We start from the raw sequence: 24,499 nt of genomic DNA, 5'->3' as shown, positions 1-24,499 counted from the left end.
TGGTCAAAGGTGGAATCAATATTTATGCAATTGTGTAAGATTGCATATGATTGTTTGTCAATCCCCTTGGACTTTTGGTGCACATTCCAACCTTATGCGTGCACGAAGATCTGGAGGACTCGGCAACGCGTCACTCGTTCTTCCCCTTCTGGGAAATCAGCGTGCCGCCGAAAGCCCAGTTGTCCGCGTTCACGTCATTAAAAACGATGCTAACCGACTCGGGCGTGCAGTTGCAGAACTCTACCAAGGCATTCGTAATCGCCTTTGCGGTTTTCTGCTTCTGCTCCACGCTCCGACCCTCTGACAGATCGATCCTGATCCAAGGCATTTTCCATCTCCTCAGTTGGCCCCGATGTGGGGCACGGAATCCGGTTGAAACGAAAGTTTGAGTTTGACACGACTTTATACGATAAAATAGAATGGTATCCAATATGTGACATTTGCATTTAAGAGCGGTGGCAGTGGAGCCTTCCAACATCTATGGGGACCGTATCGCCTTGGATCCTGCAAGGGCGCGCTTTGATTATATCGTCGTTGGGGCCGGGTCCGCTGGATGCATCGTTGCCGCGCGACTTAGTGAAAACCCGGCAATCCGCGTTCTGCTCGTCGAAGCCGGGGGATCCGATCGCAGTCCTATGATCTCCATGCCGGCTGCTTTGCCTTTCACTTACCAAAGCAAAAAGCTCGGTTGGGGCTATGAGTCAGGCCCTGAGCCCGAACTCGGCGGAAGAATGATCGACGAGAAGCGCGGCCGCGTAATCGGCGGCACCTCATCGATCAATGCCATGATATTCAATCGCGGCAACCCGATGGATTTCGATGGTTGGGCCGAAGGCGGATTGCCAGGGTGGGACTACGCGCATTGCCTGCCCTATTTCCGCAAAATGGAAACTTTTGCTGATGGAGCCAACGAGTGGCGTGGCGGCGATGGACCTATGTTCATCAGCCGATGCAAAGCCGAGCACAAGCTCTTTGACGTATTTCTGCGGAGCGGCGAGCAGGCTGGCCACGAAGTGGCGTCCGACCACAACGGTTACAGACAAGAAGGCGTCCATATTGCCCAGGCTTTTGTGCACAAGGGGCTCCGCTGGACTTCGGCACGGGGATATCTTCATCCGGTCAGAGACAGAGAAAACCTGGAAGTGCTTTCCCGCGCTCATGTCAACAAGGTCGTAATCGAGAATGGGGCCGCCACAGGGATCGAGATTTCTAAGGGCGGCAATACCAGGACGGTAACCTGCAATCGCGAAATCATTCTTTGCGCGGGCGCATTCAACAGCCCTCAACTGTTGATGCTATCGGGCATCGGTGACGCCGATGATCTGCGCAAGCACGGAATTGCGCTCAAAGCCCATGTGCCGGCGGTCGGCCGTAATCTGGAAAATCACCCCGGTGTGAACCTCCAATATGCGACCAGGTATGAAGATTCTCTGGTCTCGCAACTGAACCTTTTTGGCCAAGCCAAGCTTGCAGTTGATTGGGCTGTGCGTAAGAAAGGACTCGGCGCAAGCAATTTCTTCGAAGCCGGTGCATTTCTTCGGACACGCCCAGACGTGGCTTTTCCAAATATGCAATTCGAGTTTCTGCCGCTTACGCGACAGGTTAAAAACGGCAAGCTGGTAGCAATTCCCGGTTTCCAGTTTTGGATGGACCTTTCGCGCCCCGAGAGCCGAGGTGCCGTGACCCTGCGATCGGCCGATCCTGCGGCACCTCCATCCATCGTCTTCAACCATCTGGATTCTCCGCAAGACGTTCAGGACTTCATTGACGGCGTGCGGCTTGCTCGCGACATGATCCATCAGCCGATCTGGGACAAATATCGGGGCACTGAACTGACCCCCGGCGCGGACGTGCGCACAGATGCGGATGTCGAAAGGTTCGTCCGGGCCAATCTAGGGACGTCCTATCATCCCTCGGGCACCTGTCGCATGGGCGCGGACGACGAGGCAGTGGTCGATGCCGAGGCGAGGGTGAAAGCGGTCCGCCGCATTCGTGTGGTGGACGCTTCCATCATGCCCAGAATCGTAACCGCCAATCTAAGTGCCGCCATCATGATGATGGCCGAGAAAATCTCGGATAGCATTCTCGGAAAACCTGCCTTGGCGCCATCCAATGCACCGTACTACCGCGCGCCCGACAAGAGTGCGCGAGAGCAAATTTCGTCGATTAAGCAAAGGTAATCAGGATGAAGATCCTTGTGCCCGTGAAGCGGGTTGTGGATGCCAACGTGAAGGTCCGGGTGAAGTCGGACGGTTCGGCGGTCGAGCTTGCCAACGTCAAGATGGCGATGAACCCGTTCGACGAGATCGCGGTCGAAGAGGCGATCCGGCTGAAGGAAGCCGGCAAGGCGGAAGAGATCATCGTCGTCTCGATCGGTCCGCAGCAGGCGCAGGAAACGCTGCGCACCGCGCTCGCCATGGGCGCCGACCGCGCCATCCTGGTCAAGACCGACGAGCAGACCGAGCCGCTCGGCGTCGCCAAGGTGCTGAAGGGCGTGGTGGACGCCGAGAAGCCCGGCCTCGTCATCCTCGGCAAGCAGGCGATCGACGACGATAGCAACCAGACCGGCCAGATGCTGGCGGCGCTGTTGGGCTGGGCTCAAGGCACCTTCGCCTCCAAGGTGGAGCTCGCCGGCGACAAGGCCAAGGTGACGCGCGAGGTCGATGGCGGCCTGCAGACGGTGGAGCTGAAGATGCCGGCGATCGTGACCGCCGACCTTCGCCTCAACCAGCCGCGCTACGCCTCGCTGCCCAACATCATGAAGGCCAAGAAGAAGCCGCTCGACGAGAAGAGCCCGGCCGACTACGGCGCCGACGTCAAGCCGCGGCTCAAGGTGATCAAGACCGAGGAGCCGGGCGGCCGCAAGGCGGGCGTCAAGGTCAAGAGCGTCGCCGAGCTGGTCGACAAGCTCAAGAACGAAGCCGGCGTGCTGTAAGCGATCGGGAAAGGAACACGAAAATGGCTATTCTCCTCATCGCCGAACACGACAACGCGACCCTTTCCGACCAGACCGCCAAGGCGCTGTCGGCGGCCCTCCAGATCGGCTCGGACGTCGACGTGCTGGTCGCCGGCAAGGGCGCCAAGGCCGCCGCCGACGCCGCCGCCAAGCTGAAGGGCGTTCGCAAGGTGCTGCTGGCCGAGGCCGACGAGCTTGCTGAGCGCCTGGCCGAGCCGCTGGCGGCTCTCGTGGTTTCGCTCGCCGGCTCCTACGACACGATCGTCGCCCCGGCGACCTCGTCGGGCAAGAACGTCGCGCCGCGCGTGGCTGCCCTGCTCGATGTCGCACAGGTGTCCGAAATCATCGAGGTGGTCTCACCCGACACCTTCAAGCGGCCGATCTATGCCGGCAACGCCATCCAGACCGTGCAGACCACTGACGCCAAGAAGGTGATCACTGTACGCACCGCTTCCTATCCAAGCGCCTCCCAAGGCAATGCGGCTGCCGTCGAAAATGTCTCGACGGCAGCCGACCCGGGCCTATCCAGCTTTGTCGAGAACAAGCTTTCCGAGACCGACCGTCCGGAACTGACCTCGGCCAAGATCATCATCTCGGGCGGCCGTGCGCTTGGCTCCTCGGAGAAGTTCCAGGAGGTCATCCTGCCGGTCGCCGACAAGCTCGGCGCCGCCGTCGGCGCTTCCCGCGCCGCGGTCGATGCCGGCTACGCCCCGAACGACTGGCAGGTCGGCCAGACCGGCAAGGTGGTCGCGCCCGACCTCTACATCGCCGTCGGCATCTCCGGCGCCATCCAGCACCTCGCCGGCATGAAGGATTCCAAGGTGATCGTCGCCATCAACAAGGATGAGGAGGCGCCGATCTTCCAGGTCGCCGACTACGGCCTCGTCGGCGATCTCTTCGTCATTTTGCCGGAACTGCAAAAGGCTTTGTGATGGAAAGAGGTGATGTGTGCCCCAGTTTGTATAGCGACAAACACTTTTGCCAACAGATGTGCCGTACTAGGAGGCGTGCCGAACTCTGCGATCAGCGCGAGCGGTTTAATAGCTAGTATTCAACGCATCTTCGGCGGGAATTTCGCGTTTCCGCCGGGTCAGATAGTCGCGTAGAGCTTCATCCACGGCTTGGTCGAGTTTTGGCTCTTCATACTCGTCCAACAGCCGTTTGGCGTATTCCAAAGCTCTGCCGGTAATCTCGACGCTGCCTTCAGCTTGCCATTGCTCTATGGAGTTGTTGTCAAACAATTTCGGCATGTAGAAGCCACGCTCGAAATTGGCCTGGGTATGTGGGTGCCCAAGGAAGTGGCCGCCGGGCCCGACATCGCGCACTGCCTTCATCGCTTCGTCGAAATCGTCCCACCGCACTCCTTCGGCCATTCGATATCCCATCGCGCACATGTCGGCGTCGACGACGAATTTCGCGACAGAGCACTGCAGACCTCCCTCGTTCCATCCGGCAGAGTGCCAGATGTAGTTCGCGCCGGCGTGAAGAACAGCGTTCAGGGTCATCGCGCTTTCATAGGCTGCCTGGGCATCGAAGACCTTGGAGCCTCCCAACATGTTCGAACTCCGCCACGGCACGCCATAAAAGCGCGCCATCTGCCCGATCATGAAATTCATGAGGCTGATCTCGGGTGTACCGGCCATTGGTGCCCCAGACCTCATCGACACTGTCGATAGGAAATGCCCGTAGATCGCCGGACTTCCTTTACGAATTACCTGTGTATATGACAGGCCAGCCAACGCTTCTGCGTTCAGCTGCGCCACCGTAGGGGCGGCAGAGGCCGGCGTGTTCGCACCTCCGAGGGCGAAAGGGGAGCAGAGTATCGGCTGGTTCCTGCGACTATAGGCTCGTATCGCGCCCAGCATCATTTCGTCCCAAAGCAGCGGGCTATTGCAATTTGCGTTGCCCGTTATGACCGGCGTCGTATCCATTGCATCGGCGCCGAACAGAATCGCGGCCATGTCAAGCACGTCTTCGGCGTTCCGCTCTGTGGTCGCCATCCCCATGAAAGTCTTGTCTGAGTACTTGATTGAAGAATAGGCGATCTCCAAGTGGCGATGGCTTACCTTCACATCCATGGGCTCGATGATGTGGTGAGACGTGGAATGCAGAGCCGGCGACATTTGCGTCAACTTTACCAGCATCTGGAGATCCGAGAGCGTGGCCCAGCGACGCTCATTGTCGAGTCCTCGGATGTAGGGAGCGCCTCCCATCGGCACGAAGATCGAGTTCTGGCCTCCGAATTTGAGATCCTTGGCCGGGTTCCGAGCGCGATAGGTCCAACCCGAAGGGATTGTTGAGATCAACTGACGCACCAACCCGCGATCGAGGTGAACCCTGTCGCCACGCACGTCGGCTCCAGCGGCTCGCCAATCGGCCAGCGCCACTTCGTCGCGAAAGACGATTCCGACCTCTTCGAGAATGGACATCGACGCGTCGTCGATCCGGGCGATCTGTTCCTCGTCCATCACCTCGCAGGTTGGGATGCCTCGCCTAAGAGCCGGCAGCATATCGAAGACCGGAGCGGTGCGCAGTGCCCGCCTTGCATTCCGGCCGCCGCTGCGCCCTGTTTTGGCATGCTCCAGACTTACTCCTGCATCCTGTCTTAACGCTTCCGCCATATCACCTGTCCGCCCGTCCGGAACGAGATTCATTCTGTGCTCGAATGATTTCACAGGGCGCAAGGGAAATGAAATGCCAAATCCTAAGGTAACGCATGATCTTAAGTCATGCGAGATGCGCACCTCGGCTAAAAAATCGCGCATGAGAGCCAAAAGCCGGTTGGGAGTCGCGCGATCTCCGGGTTTTCCCATGCTTTATGCAAACAAGTTGGCAATGGCATGATTTTTTCACATGCATGGGTGCATTGACTCTCGGCTGCCTCACATACTATCCACGGCTGCTCCTTCGATAGATCGCATCACTCCCGGCGCGCGGCGCGTTCGCGCGCCGGAGCAAGATACTTGGAACAACGGGCAGGAATCTCGCAATGAAAATCAAGGCGATAAAGCTCTACGCAGTCTCCCTTCCGGTGGTCGGCGGCGAATACAGAATGGCCTCGACAACGACCCGCGTGCTTGACACGACCATAGTGGAGCTGATGACGGACACAGGGATCATTGGCTACGGAGAGGTTTGCCCTGCGGGAACTGTCTATCAGCCACAACACGCGCTGGGCGCACGCGCGGCTCTTCATGAGGTTTGTCCTTCTCTGATCGGGCTAAATCCACTTCACACCGAAAACATCGCCCGATCCATGGACCTCGCTCTGAATGGTGCGCGCTACGCGAAGGCGGCAGTCGATATCGCGCTGTGGGACATCGCCGGGAAAGCGTACAATGCCCGCGTTTGCGATCTCCTGGGCGGTGCGGTTCGGGGAAAAGTCCCGTCCTATTATTCAACGACAGTCATGTCGCCACAGGAGACGGCATCGCTTGTGGCGGAGAAACAGCGAGAGGGTTACACCCGAATCCAGACCAAGGTAGGCGGCAGGTCCCTGGAAGAGGACATCGCAACAATTCGCAAAGTTGGCGAAGTCATCAAACCCGAGGTTAGATGGGCAGTTGACGTGAACCGCGGGTGGTCGACGGGGGACGCTATTACGGCTTCACGTCTGACAGAGCATCTTCCTTATGTTCTCGAGCAGCCTTGCAACACTTATGAGGAAGTTGCCAGTCTGCGAAATCAAGTCAGGCATCCCTTGTATCTCGACGAGTCCACCGAGCATCTTGGCGTGATTTTGAACGCTGCGGTCAACAAGACCGTAGACGGCTTCGGCCTGAAAGTTACAAGGCTCGGTGGGTTGAGCAGCATGCGGACAGTGCGGGACATCTGCCATTTCGCACATCTCCCTTTCAGCTGTGACGATGCGTGGGGAGGCGACATCATCGCAGCCGCCTGCGTCCACCTTGCTGCGACCGTGACACCTTCGCTGTGCGAAGGCGCATGGATCGCTGCGCCGTATATTGATGGCCACTACGACCAGAACGGCGGGATCACGATCGAGAACGGCTGGATCGACGTTCCCACTGGCCCAGGTCTGGGCGTTGTCCCCAAACCGGATGCTTGGGGAAAGCCCATTCGAGAGTACGGCTAAGGCGTCGTCGCGCTAAGTCTTCGAGCCCCGGCGGCCGTGGCCGCGTCACCCTGGGTGCGTGGTGCCACCATCTGGCGCCGAGACCACGATCCGGGCGCAGATTAACCCGCGGGTTTCGCCCTTGGAAGTTGGTATCTGAGAAACTCTGTCCAAGGCAGCGCCCTTTTGCTATTCAGGAAGACATTGGTTCCGCCTCGGCTACAGGCGTCCGAGGTCAGCCCCGATGTCGTTTAAGAAAAGTGTTCCGTCTCTCACGTCTTTGGTCGCCTTGGATGCCGCCAGTCGGCACAAGAGTTTCACACTGGCCGCTCGCGAACTGGGGGTGACGCAGACGGCCGTCAGTCGTCAGATCATGGCCTTGGAAAGCTATCTCGGGACACAGCTGTTTTTTCGACGTCACCGATCCATCGAGCCAACTGCCGAGTGCGCGAGGCTCGCCGCCGCCCTGAATCGACACTTTGCCGGAATAGCGGACAGTGTTGCAGAATATCGCGCCGCATCAACGAATGGCACCATCACGATCGGGGTGACCACGGCCCTGTCGCAGCTTTGGTTGTTGCCGAGGCTCGTTCGATTCCGGAACGACTATCCAAATGCGCGAATTCGCGTCCAGTCGACTGACGACAGGATCAACCTTGAGGCGGGAGAGGTCGACGTTGCGATCCGCTATGGGGTCGCCCCTTTCAGGGATGGAGACGTTGTCGAGTCACGCGGCGACATTCTGTTTCCCGTGTGCTCGCCCGACTACGTCCAAAGGCTTGGTTCGACTGCCGCCCGATTTTGGGAAGGCCGCTACGAGCTTATCAACGAAGATATGAAGGAACCGACGTGGTACACGTGGCAGGATTGGTTCTCCGAGCTGGGCATCCAAAACAGCGTGTTTGCCCCCGCGTTGAGTTTCAACCATTACACCGCTGTGCTGTACGCGGCTCGGGCCGGGCAGGGGATAGCGTTAGGCTGGAGCCTGCTGGTCCAGACATTCCTTGATGATGGAACCCTCGTCCGACTTGGCGATGCGAGCATCAGCGCGGCGGGTAAGTTCCATATAGTCGTTGCGCGACGCGCTCGGCGGAATCTGGTTCTAGACCATTTTGTTAGTTGGTTGATCCAGGAGTTGAGGGCAGGCTCCGACGATGCCGAGACGGACCGGAACGACCACGTGACTTCGCCCAACGCTGACCCTCTCTAAGCCCAGATATCGCCGACAGTGAAGCCTTCGGGAAATGGATCGTCGTAATCGAGCACGAGCGTATTTAGGCCAAAGATCCAGCTAGTGCCGGTGATTGTCGGCACAACCGCGCGGGTATTCCCAATGGTCGTTTCATCGACAAGTCGTCCGGTGTAGACGATGCCCATGATGCTTTGGTGACGAAAATCTTGGTTGAGCGGCAGTTCGCCCTTGGCATGAAGAACCGCCATCTTTGCAGAAGTGCCCGTGCCGCTCGGGCAACGATCAAGAGCCCCCGTCCAGGTGGACGGATCATCCCATGAGAACTCACCCGTGCCCATGGTTACGGCATTCCTCCAATCGGCGTTTGGATCGTCGGTTGGGCCTGACATCTGAGAGACGGTGATTCCGACGCCTGGATAGTTCGGGTGGGCCACCGGGAGCTGTTCGACGGCTGCCTGTCGGATCATCGAAGAAATCCGGGCGATCTCCTTCCCGTGCTCTGGGACGAGCTTCAGACCCTTGAATTGTCGGATGTCGGTGATGACGTAGAACATTCCCCCCCAGCCGACATCGACGGTAACCTTACCCAGATGCGGTACGTCGATTACCGCATCGAGGTGGGCGGCAAACGCCGGCACGTTCTTGAAAGTGACGCTCTTGACCTTTCCGTTCTGACACGCCGCCTTAATCCTGATGAGTCCAGCTGGCGCCTCGAGCACCAGCTCTGTCGTGGGCTCCTTCATCGGAAGGATGCCCATCTCGAGCAAGACGGTAGCAACTGAGATCGTGTTCCCTCCCGACATCATCGGATATTCGATCTGTTCCAGGATGATATAGCCGGCGTCGGCCTCCGGATGGCTCGGTGGCACGATGATGTTGCAGCAATGTGCCGGATATCCCCGGGGCTCGCGCAAGACCAGCTTGCGCAACTGATCATCGTTCTTTTCAAGCCATTTCATTTTTTCATAGGTTGAAGCTCCGGGAATATGCCGGATGCCCCCGGTAATGACTCGCATGGGAATGCCCGAATGCGTGTCGACCGCATGGATCGTCCTTTTGAATCCCATGGCTTTCCTCGCTTCTTCTCCGAGATATGATCGCTCGGAACTGGGTTTGGCACGCGACGTTCGGTGATCTTGGCCGGGACCATTGCTCGCTGTCCCGCAAGGAGACCGCACCGGAATGTCAGAACAGAAACGATGCAATGGCCGGATCTTGCCCGGTCCGGCCATCGGCGGAATCCATGCCGCGGATGGTCTCCATGTCGTTGCCGTCCAGCTCGAAGCCGAAGACATCGAAATTGGCGGCGATACGGTCCTGATGGTTGGACTTCGGGATGACGATCAGGCCTTCCTGGAGGTGCCAGCGAATGATAACCTGCGCCACCGATTTGCCGTGCTTCCTGGCGATCGCTTCCAGCGTCGGGTCGGCCAGCAGCCGGCCGCTGCCAAGCGGGCTCCAGCTTTCGATCCTGATGTTGTGCCTGGCATGGAAGTCACGCTTGTCGCGCTGCTGGAAGCGCGGGTGCAGCTCGATCTGGTTGACGACGGGCGTGACACCGGTCTCGGCGATGATGCGCTCCAGATGGTCCTGGTTGAAGTTCGACACGCCGACCGACTTGATGCGGCCGGCTTCTCTCAGCTCGACCAGCGTCTTCCAGGCCTCGACATATTTATCCTGGCTGGGCACCGGCCAGTGGATGAGGAAGAGATCGATCCGGTCGATGCCGAGCTTCTGCATCGTGTCGTCGAAGGCGCGCAGCGCGGTATCACGCTGGTGGGCGCCATTGCGCAGCTTCGAGGTGATGAACAGCTCGGACCGCGGCACGCCGGCGGCGCGGATCGCTTCGCCGACACCCTCCTCGTTGCGGTAGCCCTCGGCGGTGTCGATCAGGCGGTAGCCGGCGTCGATCCCCCAGCGCACGACTTGTGACGTGATGCCCGGATCGACCTGCCACACCCCAAGACCGATCTGGGGAATGCCGGCGCCGTCGTTCAATGTCAGCTGTTCAGGCATGCGTATTTCCTTCTGCCCGGTGGGTTGCCCCGGCCCGGCTAGTTTTCGGCAATCCTCGTCGATGACGGGTGGTTGGCTGGTCAGAGCCCCCTTGGCTCCGGCCAAGGAGACTCCCGCGATCTCGTGCCGGTTGCCGCCGATCAGCGAGACCGCGCGGCTCGATTGAACGAGGGTGTAAGCTCCGTCATCAGCGATTTGTATTCTGTAAGCATATTGTCATAGAGCGGCTTCAGCGCGCGATCAGGCTCGAACTCTGAGTCATATTCCGCGAAGGAGGTTGCCGTCTCTTCTACGGACCGCCACAAACCAGCGGCCACCCCCGCCAATATTGCGGCCCCCAGGCAGGCCGCGATGTCAGTTGTCTTCATGGTGCGGACCGGCAGGCCGCACGCGTTAGACTTGATTTGGCACCAGGTTCGACTTTTTGCGCCACCGCTCAGCGACCTGACCTCCGTCACGCCGACGCCAAGAGCTCGCGTCCCTTCGATCATTCTCAGCAGCACCATGGTAACGCCTTCCATGATCGCGCGCGCAAAATGGGCTCTGGAATGCGCCAGCGTCACGTTGAGGAACACGCCTTTAGCCTTGGCGTTGGTGTCAGGTGGGCCCGATCCCTGCAGATGAGGCAAGGCGAGAAGCCCTTCGGCACCTGGAGCAACGCTCGCCACCGCCTGGTCGATAAGCGAGTAGACGTTGACCCCTCCGGCCTGTTCCTTCTCCAACTCCGCGGCCCAGAAACTGTCTCGGAACCATCGGATGGCCATTCCGCCAGTGGAGAAGGCATGCAGCATGTACATTCCTGGGATGCCGCTTGCGAAACACGGCATTTCTCCAGCGGGATCGATCAAAGGATGATCGGTCATCGCCACCGAAGCGAGCGCAGCGCCAGTGCTTTCCGAAAAAATTCCGGGCCGCACGTTTCCAACGCCGATGGCGCCACAAGCCTGATCGAGTGCGCCAAGGCAGATCAACGTGTCGGGAGAAAGCCCGAACTCGGCCGCCGCCGCCGCGTTCGCCTTGCCTATGGCCGTGCCCGGCGGCATGATTTCTGGAAGCTGGGACTCCTTCACCCCAAGGGTGTCGAGCATCTGCGGCCAGTATCGACGCGTATTGATATCCCAATACATGGTCGAGCAGAGCAGTGAGTCCTCGGAGACATATTTGCCCGTCAGCAGGAAGATGAAATAGTCTTCGATGAGCAGGAACTTCGCGGTCCGCGCGAACACGTCGGGCTCGTTCTTCTTCAACCACAATATCTTGGACGCAGGCCAGATCGCATTCATGCCCACTTGGCCGGTTGTCTTGTGGACGACTTCGCGACCGAGTTGCGCTTCGATCCAGCTTGCTTCGTCGTTTGCCCGCGTATCCATCCAGACTATGGCCGGTCGCAACGGCATACCGTCTTCGTCGACAAGAAAAAGCGTTTCACCCTGGGCTGAAATACCCAGCGATACGATGTCGTCCTTCGATACCTGCGCGGTCGCGATGGCGCTGGCGATAGCCGATTTGAACGCGTCGACGTACGATCGTGCGTCGAGCTCCACAGCCCCGGAGAAGGGGGTGAGCAAGTTATATTCGCACGTGTGACTTCCCCGGTCGGAACCACGCTCGTCAAAAACCGCAGCTTTGATGGCGGTGGTGCCGATATCGACTCCCAGAACAAACTTCACGTTCAACTCCTTCCTGCTCCTGGTGCCAGCCCGACGAGCCTGACTATTCGCTTGGCGCCAGGCTCCAGGTCACAAGCGCCACGTCCAAGCCGATGTTCGTCAGTTGATGCGGCTCCGAAGGGGGCACAAGAACGGCGTCGCCCTCATGCATTTCATAATAGGTTTCACTCACGCGCAGCAGCACGGTGCCGCGTGCGCAGAAGAAGACTTCGTGAGAATTCGGGTGCCCGTGATCAACGGCGCCCGTCTGGCCCGGATTGAGCTGAGACGAACCAAAAGTCAGCTTTTCAGTCTTATAATAAAGCCTGCATACCTCCGGCCCTTCCATGAAGATTTTCGTGTCCGAGGGCCTTTTGATTGCGCTGTCCATTGTTTTCTCCTTTGAGTGCGGATTGGATCTAAAGGGCGTCCATCAGGTCGACGACCTTCTCTAGGTTCCGGCGGAAGTCGCCGTCGGGCACGAAGAATTTGTCGAATAGAGCGCTCCCCATCGTGAAGGCGAATGGGTTTATCTCATTCACGATCGCAAGCCGTTCGGCGCTGGAAATACTCCCGGCCATGATGACGTCCGTCGTGGCGGAGGCCACAACCTTCTTGGCCAGGTCGACGGGATCCCCATCGACGTAGCGATAAGCGACTAGGTCCAGGCCATGCACACCCGCGGCCTCAAGGCGCTTGCACTCGTCCAGGATTTCCCTTGTCGTGCCTCTCAAAAGCACTGGGCTGCCGTCGACGTCTCCGACGAAAGGAAAGTATTTTACAGGGGTCCCCTTCAGAAGTTCCGCCACCGAAGGGTAGAACCGGGTGCCAGTCAGATAATCGAAGCCGCACTCGATCGCGAGTTTCGCGTTCTCCAGACAGGACTCTTCCGTGTAAGTGACGACCTCCAGAAACGTGACCTTGCCGTTGGCTTTCATTGTCTCGACGAGCGCGCGGGTGTCGTTCTTGGAAATTCCCACATTCTTGAAGCCCCAAAACCTGACCGGCAGGTCCTTGCAGGAATCAAAAACCTCATCTGCATCTTCAACGGTGATGTCGTTCTGCGTCAGCATCACGATAAGCTGGGATTCCATCGGGCTTTCTCCGGACTATCTTTTTGGGTCAACATTCCGAACGGACATAATATTGCTCAGCCCCCAACGACCGCTAACGCGTTGAAGCTCTGTGAAGCTATCTCGTCGATTTTCAAAGCAAGCCGTGTGCCAACTGCGTACCTACCGCATGGGCCGGCATTGCCCGCAGCGCACACTCGATGGCTCGATCTGTAAGTCGCATAAACGTCGTAATATGACGCGATGTGTTTTGGACAATTGCCGCGGTTGACTGGCGACTAGAGGAGGAAATGTCTCACAAAGACGCGTTTAGGAACGCGCATTCGATATTTCGTCGCAAATAGGAACGAAATGTCGAAGTTATCGGTTTTAGGATAGCCTCTCGGCAGGGGCGGGCGGCTTGGCAGCCATCAGTGTCTCACCTTTTTTCGCCTGCGAGCGCGAAAGGATTTCACGTCGATCCCATATTCCTGAACCTTCCGATACAGTGTGCTGCGTGAAATGTCGTGCTTTGCTGCTATGGTGGTGAGATTTCCGTGGCAACTCTCTAAAGCGGAGACCAGCCACTTGCGAAAGTTCTCCTCGAGGGATTCGCACTCGCTGGCCAACTGCTCCCTCGGCTCACTGTCGATATTACCCCTGACCGAGTGCGGAAGGTGTCGGCGGGTCAGAACCTCCTCGTCACACAAAATGAGCGCTGTTTCGCACGCGTGTTCAAGCTCGCGAACATTGCCCTGCCAGTGTTGCTGCAACATCGGGTCAAGCCAGCTAGACGAGATCGTGACCTCCCGGCCTTGCGCCTTCGATAGCGTTCGGATGAAGTATTTTATTAGAAACTCGGTGTCCCCAGTTCGCTCACGCAACGGCGGGACGTTGATTTCAACACTATTGAGTCTGTATAGGAGGTCTTCCCTGAACATGCGCAGATTTACGAGTTCATGAAGGTTCACATTGTTGGCGGAAATAACATTCACATTAACTGGGATTGGAACATTGCCGCCGATACGAGTGATTTCATTTTGCTGAAGGGCTCGCAAGAGCTTGCCTTGGGCCTCCATTGGCAGACTGCCAATCTCGTCGAGAAAGAGCGTTCCATTCTGTGCGAGTTCGAACTTTCCGACGGCTCCGTTTTTGCTAGCGCCTGTAAAAGAGCCGGAAACATAGCCGAACAGTTCTGCCTCTATCAGATCACGCGGTATCGATGCGCAAGAAATGGCGACAAATGGCTGGGCATGCCGGGGGCTGGCGTTGTGAATGCCTTGAGCGAAGAGTTCCTTCCCGGTTCCACTCTCGCCCGTTATGAGGACACGGTTCGCCTTCTTGGCGATTTTCTTCGCCAACTGCACGCAATTTTTCAGCTGCGGAGACTCCCCCTGGATGTCTTCGAGGCGATAGTATGCGCGATTTCCGCCGACCTGCGTTATGCCCTGGACGATTTGCTTTTCCGAAGCGAGGAACAATGTCATACCGACAGTTGCGCGATTGGCATCTTGCAGTGGGAGTGCCCGGCAAAGCCACTTTCCTGTGTTGCGGCTCTTGAGTGTGACCGACACGCTGTTCTTCTTATTCGCATCGATCTGGTAGGATATGTCTTTCAGGCTCGGTTCGTCGAAGAAGTCGGCGATATTCTTTCCCACGAGATTTGCCGATTGAGAGTCCAAGAGGTCTTCAGCCGCGCGATTGACATACGTAATGGCTCTTTCATTATTCAAGGCTATCAGAGCATCTGGAAGAGTTTCGCAAATAGAATACACCATTGATCTAAGATAATTTCCCGATTCGTACAGGTGCTTTCTGTGGAGTTGCGAGCTTATGTTATTTGCAGCCGCAGCAACCATAGAAAAAGTTTTCGGACTCGAATTGCTTAGTGATGATGCTATGGACACACATGCGGCTACGTCGCCGGTGGGGTTGAATACAGGAGCGGCATAGCACAATGAGTTATGAAATACTTCCAAGAAATGCTCACTGCCACACAGGGATATTGGTTTTTTTTCCTGCAGAGCCAAGGTTGTTGCTCGCGCACTGAAGTATCTATTATCGCAGTATACGCCAGGTTTATTGTAATAATTTTCCTGCACACTCAGGCTGTCCAAGTCGCCTGCTACCGACAAGATTACGCCCTCACGTGACGTGAGCATTGCGATGAACTGAGCGCTGCTGGTCGAGAAAAGCACCATCTCCAGAACCGGCTCGGCAATCTCAATGAGTTCCGAATACCTCTCTTTCAGCGCCTCGAATTCGTCGGCCGGCATAGTGAGAGCGTCAAGCACCTGTCGCGGGTTTATCTGGTGGTCGCGGCAGTTGGTCCATGCTCGGTAGACGTAGTCGGGGAGCGACTGGCGTTGAATGGGTTTGCCGTCAATGAACTGCTCCCACATCTGACGAGTATGAACTGTACGAAGGTCGCCCAAAATCATCTTCTTCTCCGTGTGACTCGCGTTCAACGCCGGTATCGGGCGCCTGAGGTGCAGAGCACGCCACTTTTCGTATCATAAAGGCACGTTGCTAAACGTCATGCAAGGAAATGTGTCAAATTTATACGTTAGGTTCGCGCAAGCAAGGCGACTCTTGTCAATCCAAAGGCAGAAAACGTCGCTTTTTGTGACGTTTTGGTCTCTCTGGCAGCGAAGACAAGAGCCCACGCGCACCTTCGCTAAGCCTGCGGCCCGCAACTACTCCCAAAAAGGACTAGGTTTTTCCAATTGGCACGGAACCTGCATTTAGGAGGGCACCGTCATTGGTCAGCCAATCGCGGCTGAGTGGAAAAGGGATGAAAAGATGAGCGAGCTTCGTGGCGTTTTCACCGTTGTTGCAACTCCGTTCAAAGAGGATGGCAGCATCGACTATGGGGCGTTCGGAGACAATCTCGACCACTACGCCGACAAGGGTGGCTATGGCGTATGCGTTGCAGGCACGCTCGGCGAATATAGCGCGATGTCAGTCGAAGAACGCAAGGCTCTCTTCGAATTCGCCGCCAAGCGGTTGAACGGACGCTGCCCGCTGATGGCGGGGACCATCGCCACCACAACCGGGAAAGTCATCGAATTGACGAAGCATGTCGGCGACAACGGCGGAGTAGGCGTCCTACTGCTGTCGCACCCTGGTCTCGGCCTCAACTCTGAGGAACTTTACACTTATTACACCGACGTTGCGAACGGCACCGATGTGAAAATCATGCTGTACAACAACCCAGGCAGCAACGGCATCGACATGCCCTTCGACCTGGTTAGCAAGCTCAGCCAGCATCCCAACATCGTGGCGATCAAAGAGTCCTCGAACGACGTGAAACGCATTTCGAGGATTGTAGACGAGCTCAATGGCCAGCTTACGCCGGTCTGCGGGTACGAAGACATGTACTACGAGGCGTTCAGCGCGGGCGCTCGCGGCTGGGTCTGCCTCGGGGGCAATATCGCGCCGCGGATGGTTCGGGACTTGTTGGAACTGGTTGAAAGCGGCCAAACCGAAAAGGCACGTGAGCTGTCGAAGAACTATCGTCCCCTGGCGAGATATTTCGAGAACACGTCGAAGTTCATCCAGGCCACCAAGTACGCGATGGACAAGGTTGGCCTCCAGGGGGGCTTCTGCCGCCGTCCCCGGCTACCACTCTCGCAGGCCGAGAAGTCCGAGATCGATGAGATCTTGGAAAAGACGAAGCTCTACTGATGGGCAATAGAGCGCCGACCACTGCTCCAAGCCTTTGTTGCTAGGAGCTAGGAAGCCGACCATGAAAGAGGTTAGCCGTTTTCCCGCGCCTGTTGGTGATCTGGGCTGGTTCAGCACAGCTACCAACAAGGATCATAGCTTTGCAGATTCGAGCGTGATGGAAGCCGACTATGATTTCATCGTGGTCGGCGCCGGCTTTGCCGGCGTGAACGCCGCGTCCCGGTTGGCCGAGAACAGGCCGGGAGCGAAGATCGCGCTGTTTGAGGCGTTGCAGGTCGGGATGGGGGACAGCGGCCGGAACGCGGGATTCATGATCGATGTCCCTCATGTGACCGTCGGCGATCCCAAAGTCGATCTCGAGCATCACAGATGGCGCTTCCGGTTGAACACGATCGTCATCAACCGGATGCGAGAACTCAAGAACAAGCACAATCTCCAGATAGATTGGCGTGAGTCCGGCAAATTCCTGGCTGCCCGCGAAAAGCGGTTCCTTCCAGCTCTGGACAATCTGGCGCGATTTCTCGACGCGATCGACACCGAGAGCAAGGTTTTCGAGCGGGCGGAGCTGGCTGGAAAGCTCGGTACCGAGTACTACATACGGGCTCTTTTTACCCCCGGAACGGTGCTCATCAACCCCGCGGAAGTTGTGCGTGGGTTGGCGTCCGTCTTGCCGCAGAACGTCCACGTCTTTGAGACGACGCCTGTGTTGCAGGTTCTGGATGGGCCCACTCCGAGCGTGCGCCTTGTGAACGGCAAGACCGTCCGCTCGGGCAAGATCATCCTAACGGTGAGCGCGTTCGCAAACCATTTCGGCATCCCCCAGGCAGGCCGCCTATACGGCATCAACAGCTTCGGCGCGTTCACGCGCAAGTTAAGCGATGAGGAGTTGACCACCTTCGGAAACGTCGAGCCCTGGGGATGCACCGCGGCTCACCCGGCCGGCACTACTGTGAGATATACCGCATCCAGGCGAATATTCGTTCGCAACGGCCTATCGTTCTCGACCCACCAATGCACTTCGCCCGAGCGGGTCCACCGTGCCCGCAACAAGTTGCGCAAAGCTTTTGTTTCGCGATTTCCAAAGTTGGAACACGTGAACTTCGAGTACGTGTATGGCGGCATGATCCCGCTGACATTTAATACTCAGTCGTTATTTGGTGAAGTCGGTAGGAATGTCTTCGCCGGCACCGTTGGCGATGGTCTTGGCCTGACGCGCAGCAGCATGCTCGGCCTATATCTCGCCGACCTGGTCTGCGGGATCGACAGCGAGGAACTTCGATATCTCGCGAAGACCAACGCGCCGAGTTGGTGCCCTCCTGAACCATTTCTGACGATGGGAGCGAACCTGCGGCTCGCCTGGGACGAGTTCCAAGCGGGCGGAGAGATCTGACGCCCATCCGGGGCGTCGCTGATTTTGGGAATTGGTTTGGCGAGCGGAAAGCTCGCCAAAGCAGGCGCAGCTGATGAGCCGCCCGCGTCGGAGAGCCTTCTAAGGGCGAAGTGTAAGAGGAGGAGTGAAACTAGAACAATTCGCAAGAACTTGAATCAACGGACAAGACTTAAAAAGGGAGCATGACATGAAAATCTTTGTTAGAATATTCACGGCAATCGCCTTGATGATCTTCGCCATGGCGCCTGTTAAGGCTGATGAGAAAGTCATAAAAGTGGGCAGCCTTTCCTGGGAAGACCAGATGGCGATCTCACTTGTAACCTCGAAGTTCCTTGAGAAAGAGGGATTCAAGATTGAATTCACCAAATTCTCCGAGTGGGGCATCGCATACGCCGCGCTCCAGAAAGGTGACGTAGACATCCTTCTTTCCAATGTCGACTACATCGCCTCCGACTATTGGGCCAAGTTCCATAGCAAGCTCGAGAAAGTATCGATCGTCTCGTTCGGTGTCGTGCAGGGATTGGTGGTGCCTTCCTATGTTCCTGTCGATTCAGTCGATCAGCTGAACACGATCGCCGATAAGGTCGGAGGCAAGATCATCGGCATCGAGCCCGGTTCGGGTCTTATGCGCGAGGCTCACAATGCCCTCAAGGACTATGATCTGAAGTACCAGATCATCGACGGCAGCACCGCGGCGATGGTTGCCCAGCTCAAGTCATCGCTGGAGCGCAAAGAGCCTATCGTCACCATGCTCTGGACGCCTTCATGGATGGCGAAAGTGTTCGACGTGAAGTTCCTGAAGGATCCCAAGGGTTCGTTTGCGCCTCCGCAGGCCTATTACTGGATCGCCAAGAAGGGCTTCTCGGAAAAGAACCCCCACGCTCGTGAAAGTCTTGCCTCGGTTTACCTGCCGCTCCAGGACAACGTCGACATCAACTCGGCGATGAACGACGGCAAAACCATCGAGCAGGCGGTCGACGATTGGTGGCAGAAGCACCAGGCGACTGTCGAGAAGTGGTCGGTGATGTCCTCTGAATAACCTTCAACCAGTCGGCACCCGGCGAAGGCCGGGTGCCGCACTTAGCTTTGCCGCTTTCAGCTATGCCAGGGAGGTATCATGGACAAGATCAAGCAAGCTAACACTGTCACTCGTCCCAAGGTGGTCGAGTGCCGTTCTGTTTGGAAGTTCTTCGGTGCGAAGAGTTCCGCTGCGGTGGACGCTGCGAAAAAGGGCACGCACGACAAAGACCAGATCCTAAAGGACTTCGGCGTCGTGGTCGCTGTGGCCGATGCCTCTTTCGAGGTGCTTGAAGGCGAGACGTTCTGCATAATGGGACTTTCGGGCAGCGGGAAGTCCACGCTCATTCGCCACTTCAATCGTCTTATTGAACCAAGCGTCGGCGAGGTGATCGTACGCGGAGAGGACGTCTGCAAGATGGCCGAAGGCGATCTGAGGGCGATGCGTGCCAAGCATATAGGGATGGTGTTCCAGCATGTCGCGCTCCTTCCCTATCGCACTGTGCTTCAGAACGTCTCCCTTCCGTTGGAGGTTCAGCAGCTGTCCAAAAGCCAGCGAACGGAGACCTGCTTGGCTGCCCTCGAGAAGGTCGGTCTCAAGAACTGGGCGGAGCGCTATCCGAGGGAACTCTCGGGCGGCATGCAGCAACGCGTGGGAATAGCACGCGCCCTGGCTGCAAACCCCGAGATATTGCTCATGGACGAACCATTCAGCGCGCTGGACCCGCTCATCCGCAAGCAGTTGCAGATCGAATTCAAGCAACTGTCTACCCAGCTCAACAAGACGTCCGTCTTCATCACTCACGACCTTGAAGAAGCCATCCGGATTGGCGATCGGATCGCCATCATGAAGGAAGGACGAATTGTTCAAATCGGAACCCCCGAGGAAATCGTGCTCAGGCCGGCCGACGACTATGTTGCCGACTTCGTTGAGGGAATTTCCAGATTGCACCTTGTGAAGGCGCATTCGATCATGTCGAAGCCGGGCGCGGTCCAGGGCGATAAATCCTCGATGCCAACCGCCTTTGTCGACGACGATCTTCAAACGTTGATCGATAGCTCGCTGCAACACGGAGCCGACCGGATCGCGATTAGCGATCGGAACAGTACCGTCGGCATCGTAACACGCGAGAACCTTCTCAAGGCCGTGCGGGGCATCGACGTCAACTGAACGGGCATAGGGTCCAGCAGGAGGGCAATGTGATGCCGGATATAACAGACTCCTTTGATTCAGTCGTGAACGACGCCCTGATGTGGGTCAACGACAACGCCACGACGTTCTTTGATTCATTTCGGGCAATTCTCGACTTCGTGTTCAACCTGATCGACGGGCTCTTGGGGTTGACGCCGTATTGGGCGTTCATCCTGATTGTTCTCGTGGTCGGTTGGTTTGCAGTCGGACGCGTTTTCGCCGTCGCCGCAGCTGCGGGCCTATGGCTCTGCCAGGCGATGGGGTTGTGGTCCGAGACCATGAGCACTTTGACGCTTGTCCTGAGCTCAACGCTGATAGCGCTTCTGATCGCGATCCCAAGCGGCATCCTCGTGGGTCTGGCGGCGGGATTGACGAAGGCGAGCGATGTGGTGCTCGACTTCATTCAAACGATGCCGGCATACATCTACCTGCTTCCGGGGATTGCGTTGCTTGGCTACGGACCGGCAACCGCAATGTGCGCGACGACTTTGGTCGCCATCCCCCCCGCGATGCGTCTGACGGCCCACGGCATTCGCATGACGCCCACAGAGTTCCGAGAGCTGGGCACGGCTGTCGGAATGAAGCCGCTGCAGGCGTTGTTCAAGATCCGGATTCCGTTTGCGTTCCCCGCGATCCTGGCTGGTGTCAACCAAAGCCTCATGCTCGGCTTCGGTATGGTGGTTATCGCCGGCATCGTCGGTTCTGGCGGTCTCGGCCAGACCGTCTACGACGCTGTGCGGACCCTGCAGATCGACAAGTCGATTAACGCCGGGATAGCCATCGTCGTTCTCAGCATCGTTTTGGACAGATTTTCCCAACGGCTTGGTTCGCTTGGATCGGGAGGTTCACATGGATAACGCGCAGCTTTCTCCGGGATCAGTCGTAGCGCCTGCATTGTCGTGGTTGAATCTGAACTATCATGATGTTTTCGCCGCGATAACGACATTCTTCGATTTCCTGGTGACCAGCATTATCGAGGTGCTATCCCTCGGACCGGCACCGGTCGTGGCAGGCGTCCTGGCGGTGATCGCGTTGCTTTTTGCAGGATGGCGCCACGGCCTGCTCACGCTGGCCGGGCTCTTCCTGTGCATGTTGCTGGGGATGTGGGATGCGACAATTCAGACGTTGGCTCTGGTCATGGTTGCCGTTGTGTTCTCTGTCCTATTTGGCATTCCGATTGGAATTCTCGTGTCGCGCAGCTCGCGTCTCGAAAGCGCGACACGACCGATACTCGATATCATGCAAACAATGCCTCCTTGGGTCTACCTTGTTCCGGCGGTCATTCTCTTCGGGCTAGGTACAGTACCGGCACTGATCTCGACTATCGTTTATGGTATTGCCCCGATGGTGCGACTGACGGTCCTGGCGATGGCGCAGATACCGAAAGAGCGCATTGAACTCGGCAACGCGATCGGTGCGAACAAGATCGACGTCCTGAAGAAGATCGAACTGCCATCCGCCCTGCCAACGCTTCTCGTCGGCGTGAACCAATGCATTCTCCTGTCGCTCGCCATGATGGTGCTGGCAGGGCTTGTCGGGGCTGGCGGACTTGGTTCCGAAGTCACCCGCGGTCTGACCCGCCTCGATTTTGGAGTGGGCTTGCGCGCCAGCTTGGCGATCGTCGCACTGGCCATCATCATGGATCGAGTGTTTCGCGGTGCTATTCCCAAGGTCTACCTCGCCACGAACTAACACTGCATCAAAAGGAAGTCCCACGTCGCCATGAGGCGAGTTAAGAGCCAGTGGCATCGCAAGGTTGGCGTGTGATCCAGGTCGCCGCAGCGACGGCAGCGGCGACCAATTCGGCCAAATCGCCTTGAAAGGGAGTAATGGAATGACGCAGTCGGGTGTTGGCTCGGTAGTGGCAATATGGCGCTATCCAGTCAGTTCTCTCGCCGGCGAAAAGTTACCTCGTGCGCATATTACCGAACGGGGACTTTCAGGAGACAGGCAATTTGCAATCATCGACACCGAAACCCAAGAAACCGTACAACCCGCCAAGAAGGTTTGGGGCAGGGTGCCGCGGCTTCTATCCAGGCAGGATCCTGAGGATGGGCAAGTTCTGGTGTCGTTGGACGGAAAAGACTGGCTTCATCACGATGATCCGCAACTCTGGAAACAGCTCTCAACTTTCTTGGGCCGACACGTCAGCGTTCAACCTTACGGCGCCAAACTCAAGGACAGGATCGCGCAACATCGATACTCGCTGAGCCCAATCCATTTGTTGAGCAGACAAGCGCTCGATGCACTGAAGAGGATCCTCCCGGGAAGCATCATCGATGAGCGGCGATTTCGACCCAACGTGGTGGTCGACCTGAAGTCCGAAGGCGGCAAGCCCCCGGAACTGAATTTGCTCGGTCAGGAATTCAGCATCGGCAATCTACGGCTTCGTGGCACGCAGCCATGCGGCCGCTGCAGCTTCACCACATTGGAGCAATTCGGCGTTCCGGAGGATCGCTCGGTTTTGCGAACCTTGATTACGCAGTACGGCAAGAACTTCGGGATCTACTGCGAGGTTCTCAATGAAGGCTGGCTTGAGCTCGGCGATGAAGTTGTCGCTGATCTTCATTCCGCCCCATCCTCAATTGTGATCGTCGGCGCCGGGCAGGCGGGCGGTTCTACCGCAAGGGTCCTCAGGGAGTGCGGGTATGAGGGGTCGATCGCGTTGTTTGGCGATGAACCACACCCGCCATATGAACGGCCTCCATTGTCCAAGAACTTCGCTGTAGACCGCGACCAGCCCGCCCTGACATCTGTTCTCACCTCTGCCGAAGCCGAGGCGATGAACGTCAATGTGCATCTTCGCGAAACCGTAGTGCACATAGACCGGTCAAAACGGATCGTGGAAACCGCCAGCGGCATGGAATACCCCTATGACCGCTTGGTGCTGGCCACGGGGGGCACTGCGCGCCGCCTGGCAAAGCTGGACCGTGGATATGGGCGCATTCACTACATTCGCACGGCTGACGATGCCGAAAGGCTGAGGCGAGCGTTCAAGAATGCAGCCAGCATGTTCGTGCTTGGAAGCGGCTGGCTCGGCCTGGAGGTGGCTGCGGCGGTTCGCAAGAACTCTATCGACGTTACCTTGTTTGGAAGAGACGCCCGCCTCTGCGCCAAGGCACTGCCTGAAGTTGCCGCCGATTATCTCGAACGTGTCCATGTCGAAAATGGCGTACGGTTCGTGCTTGGAAAGGAGCCTCGGTTCACCGAGCATGCTGACCACGTCGAGGTGGTGTACGACGGCAAGGTCGAAAAGGCGGATCTCTTCGTGGTCGCGATCGGGATAGTCGCCAATGATCATCTGGCAAGGCGCGCCGGTCTTGACTGCAGGGACGGCATTCTTACCGATACCAACGGGGCAACCAGCGACCCTGAAATATTCGCCGTTGGCGACGTCTCGCGGCAGAGTAGCTCAGCCAGGCTTGATGGCATCCGTCTAGAGAGTTGGCAGAACGCAACCGAGCAGGCCAGCCGCGCCGCTCACGCCATGCTGGGAAGGGACGGCCCCTCCTTACCTCTCCCTCGCTTCTGGTCGGATCAGTACGATATCACGATACACATTGCGGGAATGCCCGATCCTTCGGCAATTCCCCAATCAGCCGACGACGGGCCTTACCCATTCTGGCAATTTGAGAATTTCGCAATTGGGGTCAATCGGCCTCGGGAGGTCCACCAGTTCGCGATCTCGCAAGAGCAGGCGTCCGTAGGCAAGCTCAACGGCAATGGCAGCCCTGGCGAAAAACCAGCCGCCAAGGGAACACGGCGCCATTTGCCGGACATGCGTCCGCTGCGGGAGGGACAACTGGAAAGGATCCACGTCGAACCGATCGGCGAGATCGTCGTGGCCCGGGTCGGTGACGAGTATTTCGGCCTGCAAGATAGATGCCCCCACGCGGAAGCGTCATTGTCGGAAGGTTTCCTCGAGGGGCGGCGGCTTGTATGCCCGCTTCACTTTGCCGAATTCGATCTTGCCACGGGGACACCGTACAACGCACCAAAGGGATGCTCCAAGGCCCGATCATTCCTGATCGAGCCCCAGGGAGATCAGTTTTTCATCTGGGTCCCGGATGCCGGCTAGACTAAGTCTGACGCTTGGCACCTGCTCGTGATCAACCCGCTCCGGGCAGGGCGGGCGGTCAACCGATTCAATGGTCACGCCACCGGCTAATGCATGTCGCCCAGAAATGTGCAGCGGTTCTGGGACAACGACATGAATCGTAGTCGCTGTTCTCAGGCCACGGCCTTGAGCGGCATAGGTCTGTAGGCCCAAGGC

Annotated in this window: 20 protein-coding genes; 12 read left to right on the top strand and 8 right to left on the bottom strand. The window is 57.6% G+C overall.

Annotated features, from left to right (window positions below; translation table 11 throughout):
- Positions 1-130 precede the first annotated feature (130 nt).
- Positions 131-478, bottom strand: a complete 348-nt coding sequence (locus AU465_RS37115) for a tautomerase family protein (RefSeq protein ID WP_192246527.1) — start codon at positions 476-478, stop codon at positions 131-133.
- Here AU465_RS37115 and AU465_RS10275 point away from each other — a divergent pair.
- The 3 genes from AU465_RS10275 to AU465_RS10265 are packed head-to-tail and all read left to right on the top strand — an operon-like array spanning position 462 to position 3,888.
- A complete protein-coding gene (locus AU465_RS10275) occupies positions 462-2,180 on the top strand; it encodes a choline dehydrogenase (protein ID WP_312891233.1) in 1,719 nt (572 codons plus the stop codon). The genes AU465_RS37115 and AU465_RS10275 overlap by 17 nt on opposite strands.
- A gap of 5 nt (positions 2,181-2,185) precedes the next feature.
- The gene (locus AU465_RS10270) at positions 2,186-2,935 is read left to right on the top strand and encodes an electron transfer flavoprotein subunit beta/FixA family protein (protein ID WP_192246525.1); all 750 of its coding nucleotides are present in this window, start codon (positions 2,186-2,188) and stop codon (positions 2,933-2,935) included.
- A gap of 23 nt (positions 2,936-2,958) precedes the next feature.
- On the top strand, positions 2,959-3,888 hold the full coding sequence (locus tag AU465_RS10265) for an electron transfer flavoprotein subunit alpha/FixB family protein (protein WP_192246523.1): 930 nt from the start codon (positions 2,959-2,961) through the stop codon (positions 3,886-3,888).
- A gap of 105 nt (positions 3,889-3,993) precedes the next feature.
- Here the strand turns inward: AU465_RS10265 and AU465_RS10260 are convergent, their stop codons facing one another.
- Positions 3,994-5,610 (bottom strand): trimethylamine methyltransferase family protein, encoded by a 1,617-nt coding sequence (locus AU465_RS10260; RefSeq protein ID WP_312891232.1) that lies wholly within the window; start codon positions 5,608-5,610, stop codon positions 3,994-3,996.
- Between the two features lie 335 nt (positions 5,611-5,945).
- Here AU465_RS10260 and AU465_RS10255 point away from each other — a divergent pair, with 335 nt between their 5' ends.
- On the top strand, positions 5,946-7,052 hold the full coding sequence (locus AU465_RS10255) for a mandelate racemase/muconate lactonizing enzyme family protein (RefSeq protein ID WP_192246521.1): 1,107 nt from the start codon (positions 5,946-5,948) through the stop codon (positions 7,050-7,052).
- Positions 7,053-7,275: 223 nt separating this feature from the next.
- Positions 7,276-8,241, top strand: a complete 966-nt coding sequence (locus AU465_RS10250; protein ID WP_192246519.1) for a LysR substrate-binding domain-containing protein — start codon at positions 7,276-7,278, stop codon at positions 8,239-8,241.
- On the opposite strand, the gene AU465_RS10245 is transcribed toward AU465_RS10250, so the two are convergent.
- The 6 genes from AU465_RS10245 to AU465_RS10220 all read right to left on the bottom strand — a co-directional run bounded on the left by AU465_RS10245 (position 8,238) and on the right by AU465_RS10220 (position 15,381).
- Entirely contained in the window at positions 8,238-9,290 is a 1,053-nt protein-coding gene (locus tag AU465_RS10245; protein WP_192246517.1) for a proline racemase family protein, read from the bottom strand. The genes AU465_RS10250 and AU465_RS10245 overlap by 4 nt on opposite strands.
- Positions 9,291-9,408: 118 nt before the next feature.
- A complete protein-coding gene (locus AU465_RS10240) occupies positions 9,409-10,239 on the bottom strand; it encodes an aldo/keto reductase (protein ID WP_192246515.1) in 831 nt (276 codons plus the stop codon).
- Between the two features lie 140 nt (positions 10,240-10,379).
- On the bottom strand, positions 10,380-11,909 hold the full coding sequence (locus AU465_RS10235; protein WP_192246513.1) for an FGGY-family carbohydrate kinase: 1,530 nt from the start codon (positions 11,907-11,909) through the stop codon (positions 10,380-10,382).
- Between the two features lie 43 nt (positions 11,910-11,952).
- Positions 11,953-12,279, bottom strand: coding sequence for a cupin domain-containing protein (locus tag AU465_RS10230; RefSeq protein ID WP_192246511.1), 327 nt, complete (start codon positions 12,277-12,279; stop codon positions 11,953-11,955).
- 28 nt (positions 12,280-12,307) lie between these two features.
- Complete coding sequence (locus tag AU465_RS10225) at positions 12,308-12,982, bottom strand: hypothetical protein (RefSeq protein WP_192246509.1); 675 nt, start codon at positions 12,980-12,982, stop codon at positions 12,308-12,310.
- Between the two features lie 389 nt (positions 12,983-13,371).
- Positions 13,372-15,381 carry a sigma-54-dependent Fis family transcriptional regulator gene (locus tag AU465_RS10220; protein ID WP_192246507.1) on the bottom strand — a complete coding sequence of 670 codons (2,010 nt, stop codon included), beginning with the start codon at positions 15,379-15,381 and terminating at the stop codon, positions 13,372-13,374.
- Positions 15,382-15,742: 361 nt separating this feature from the next.
- On the opposite strand from AU465_RS10220, the gene AU465_RS10215 reads away from it, so the two are divergent.
- The 7 genes from AU465_RS10215 to AU465_RS10185 all read left to right on the top strand — a co-directional run bounded on the left by AU465_RS10215 (position 15,743) and on the right by AU465_RS10185 (position 24,304).
- On the top strand, positions 15,743-16,627 hold the full coding sequence (locus AU465_RS10215) for a dihydrodipicolinate synthase family protein (protein ID WP_192246505.1): 885 nt from the start codon (positions 15,743-15,745) through the stop codon (positions 16,625-16,627).
- Positions 16,628-16,688: 61 nt separating this feature from the next.
- Positions 16,689-18,017: an NAD(P)/FAD-dependent oxidoreductase gene (locus AU465_RS10210; protein ID WP_192246503.1), complete on the top strand. Its 1,329-nt coding sequence runs from the start codon at positions 16,689-16,691 to the stop codon at positions 18,015-18,017.
- 187 nt (positions 18,018-18,204) lie between these two features.
- Entirely contained in the window at positions 18,205-19,056 is an 852-nt protein-coding gene (locus tag AU465_RS10205; RefSeq protein WP_192246501.1) for a glycine betaine ABC transporter substrate-binding protein, read from the top strand.
- A 78-nt stretch (positions 19,057-19,134) separates the two neighbouring features.
- Complete coding sequence (locus AU465_RS10200) at positions 19,135-20,205, top strand: quaternary amine ABC transporter ATP-binding protein (RefSeq protein ID WP_192246499.1); 1,071 nt, start codon at positions 19,135-19,137, stop codon at positions 20,203-20,205.
- Positions 20,206-20,237: 32 nt separating this feature from the next.
- Positions 20,238-21,083 carry an ABC transporter permease gene (locus AU465_RS10195; RefSeq protein ID WP_192246497.1) on the top strand — a complete coding sequence of 282 codons (846 nt, stop codon included), beginning with the start codon at positions 20,238-20,240 and terminating at the stop codon, positions 21,081-21,083.
- Positions 21,076-21,918 (top strand): ABC transporter permease, encoded by an 843-nt coding sequence (locus AU465_RS10190; protein WP_192246495.1) that lies wholly within the window; start codon positions 21,076-21,078, stop codon positions 21,916-21,918. The genes AU465_RS10195 and AU465_RS10190 overlap by 8 nt, the downstream gene beginning before the upstream one ends.
- A gap of 142 nt (positions 21,919-22,060) precedes the next feature.
- Positions 22,061-24,304: an FAD-dependent oxidoreductase gene (locus AU465_RS10185; protein ID WP_192246493.1), complete on the top strand. Its 2,244-nt coding sequence runs from the start codon at positions 22,061-22,063 to the stop codon at positions 24,302-24,304.
- Positions 24,305-24,499: the final 195 nt, after the last annotated feature.

Source organism: Mesorhizobium silamurunense (assembly GCF_014843905.1).
In the GTDB taxonomy this organism is placed as follows: Bacteria; Pseudomonadota; Alphaproteobacteria; order Rhizobiales; family Rhizobiaceae; genus Mesorhizobium; species Mesorhizobium silamurunense.
The sequence above is the reverse complement of the archived record's forward strand: the minus strand, read 5'-3'. Positions and strand labels throughout refer to the sequence as shown.

Excerpts from the sequence above, each read along its gene's own strand:
- AU465_RS37115 (WP_192246527.1), bottom strand. The coding sequence starts at position 478 with ATGTTGGAAGGCTCCACTGCCACCGCTCTTAAATGCAAATGTCACATA.
- AU465_RS10270 (WP_192246525.1), top strand. The coding sequence starts at position 2,186 with ATGAAGATCCTTGTGCCCGTGAAGCGGGTTGTGGATGCCAACGTGAAG.
- AU465_RS10265 (WP_192246523.1), top strand. The coding sequence starts at position 2,959 with ATGGCTATTCTCCTCATCGCCGAACACGACAACGCGACCCTTTCCGAC.
- AU465_RS10260 (WP_312891232.1), bottom strand. The coding sequence starts at position 5,610 with ATGAATCTCGTTCCGGACGGGCGGACAGGTGATATGGCGGAAGCGTTA.
- AU465_RS10255 (WP_192246521.1), top strand. The coding sequence starts at position 5,946 with ATGAAAATCAAGGCGATAAAGCTCTACGCAGTCTCCCTTCCGGTGGTC.
- AU465_RS10250 (WP_192246519.1), top strand. The coding sequence starts at position 7,276 with ATGTCGTTTAAGAAAAGTGTTCCGTCTCTCACGTCTTTGGTCGCCTTG.
- AU465_RS10245 (WP_192246517.1), bottom strand. The coding sequence starts at position 9,290 with ATGGGATTCAAAAGGACGATCCATGCGGTCGACACGCATTCGGGCATT.
- AU465_RS10240 (WP_192246515.1), bottom strand. The coding sequence starts at position 10,239 with ATGCCTGAACAGCTGACATTGAACGACGGCGCCGGCATTCCCCAGATC.
- AU465_RS10230 (WP_192246511.1), bottom strand. The coding sequence starts at position 12,279 with ATGGACAGCGCAATCAAAAGGCCCTCGGACACGAAAATCTTCATGGAA.
- AU465_RS10225 (WP_192246509.1), bottom strand. The coding sequence starts at position 12,982 with ATGGAATCCCAGCTTATCGTGATGCTGACGCAGAACGACATCACCGTT.
- AU465_RS10220 (WP_192246507.1), bottom strand. The coding sequence starts at position 15,381 with ATGATTTTGGGCGACCTTCGTACAGTTCATACTCGTCAGATGTGGGAG.
- AU465_RS10215 (WP_192246505.1), top strand. The coding sequence starts at position 15,743 with ATGAGCGAGCTTCGTGGCGTTTTCACCGTTGTTGCAACTCCGTTCAAA.
- AU465_RS10210 (WP_192246503.1), top strand. The coding sequence starts at position 16,689 with ATGAAAGAGGTTAGCCGTTTTCCCGCGCCTGTTGGTGATCTGGGCTGG.
- AU465_RS10205 (WP_192246501.1), top strand. The coding sequence starts at position 18,205 with ATGAAAATCTTTGTTAGAATATTCACGGCAATCGCCTTGATGATCTTC.
- AU465_RS10200 (WP_192246499.1), top strand. The coding sequence starts at position 19,135 with ATGGACAAGATCAAGCAAGCTAACACTGTCACTCGTCCCAAGGTGGTC.
- AU465_RS10195 (WP_192246497.1), top strand. The coding sequence starts at position 20,238 with ATGCCGGATATAACAGACTCCTTTGATTCAGTCGTGAACGACGCCCTG.
- AU465_RS10190 (WP_192246495.1), top strand. The coding sequence starts at position 21,076 with ATGGATAACGCGCAGCTTTCTCCGGGATCAGTCGTAGCGCCTGCATTG.
- AU465_RS10185 (WP_192246493.1), top strand. The coding sequence starts at position 22,061 with ATGACGCAGTCGGGTGTTGGCTCGGTAGTGGCAATATGGCGCTATCCA.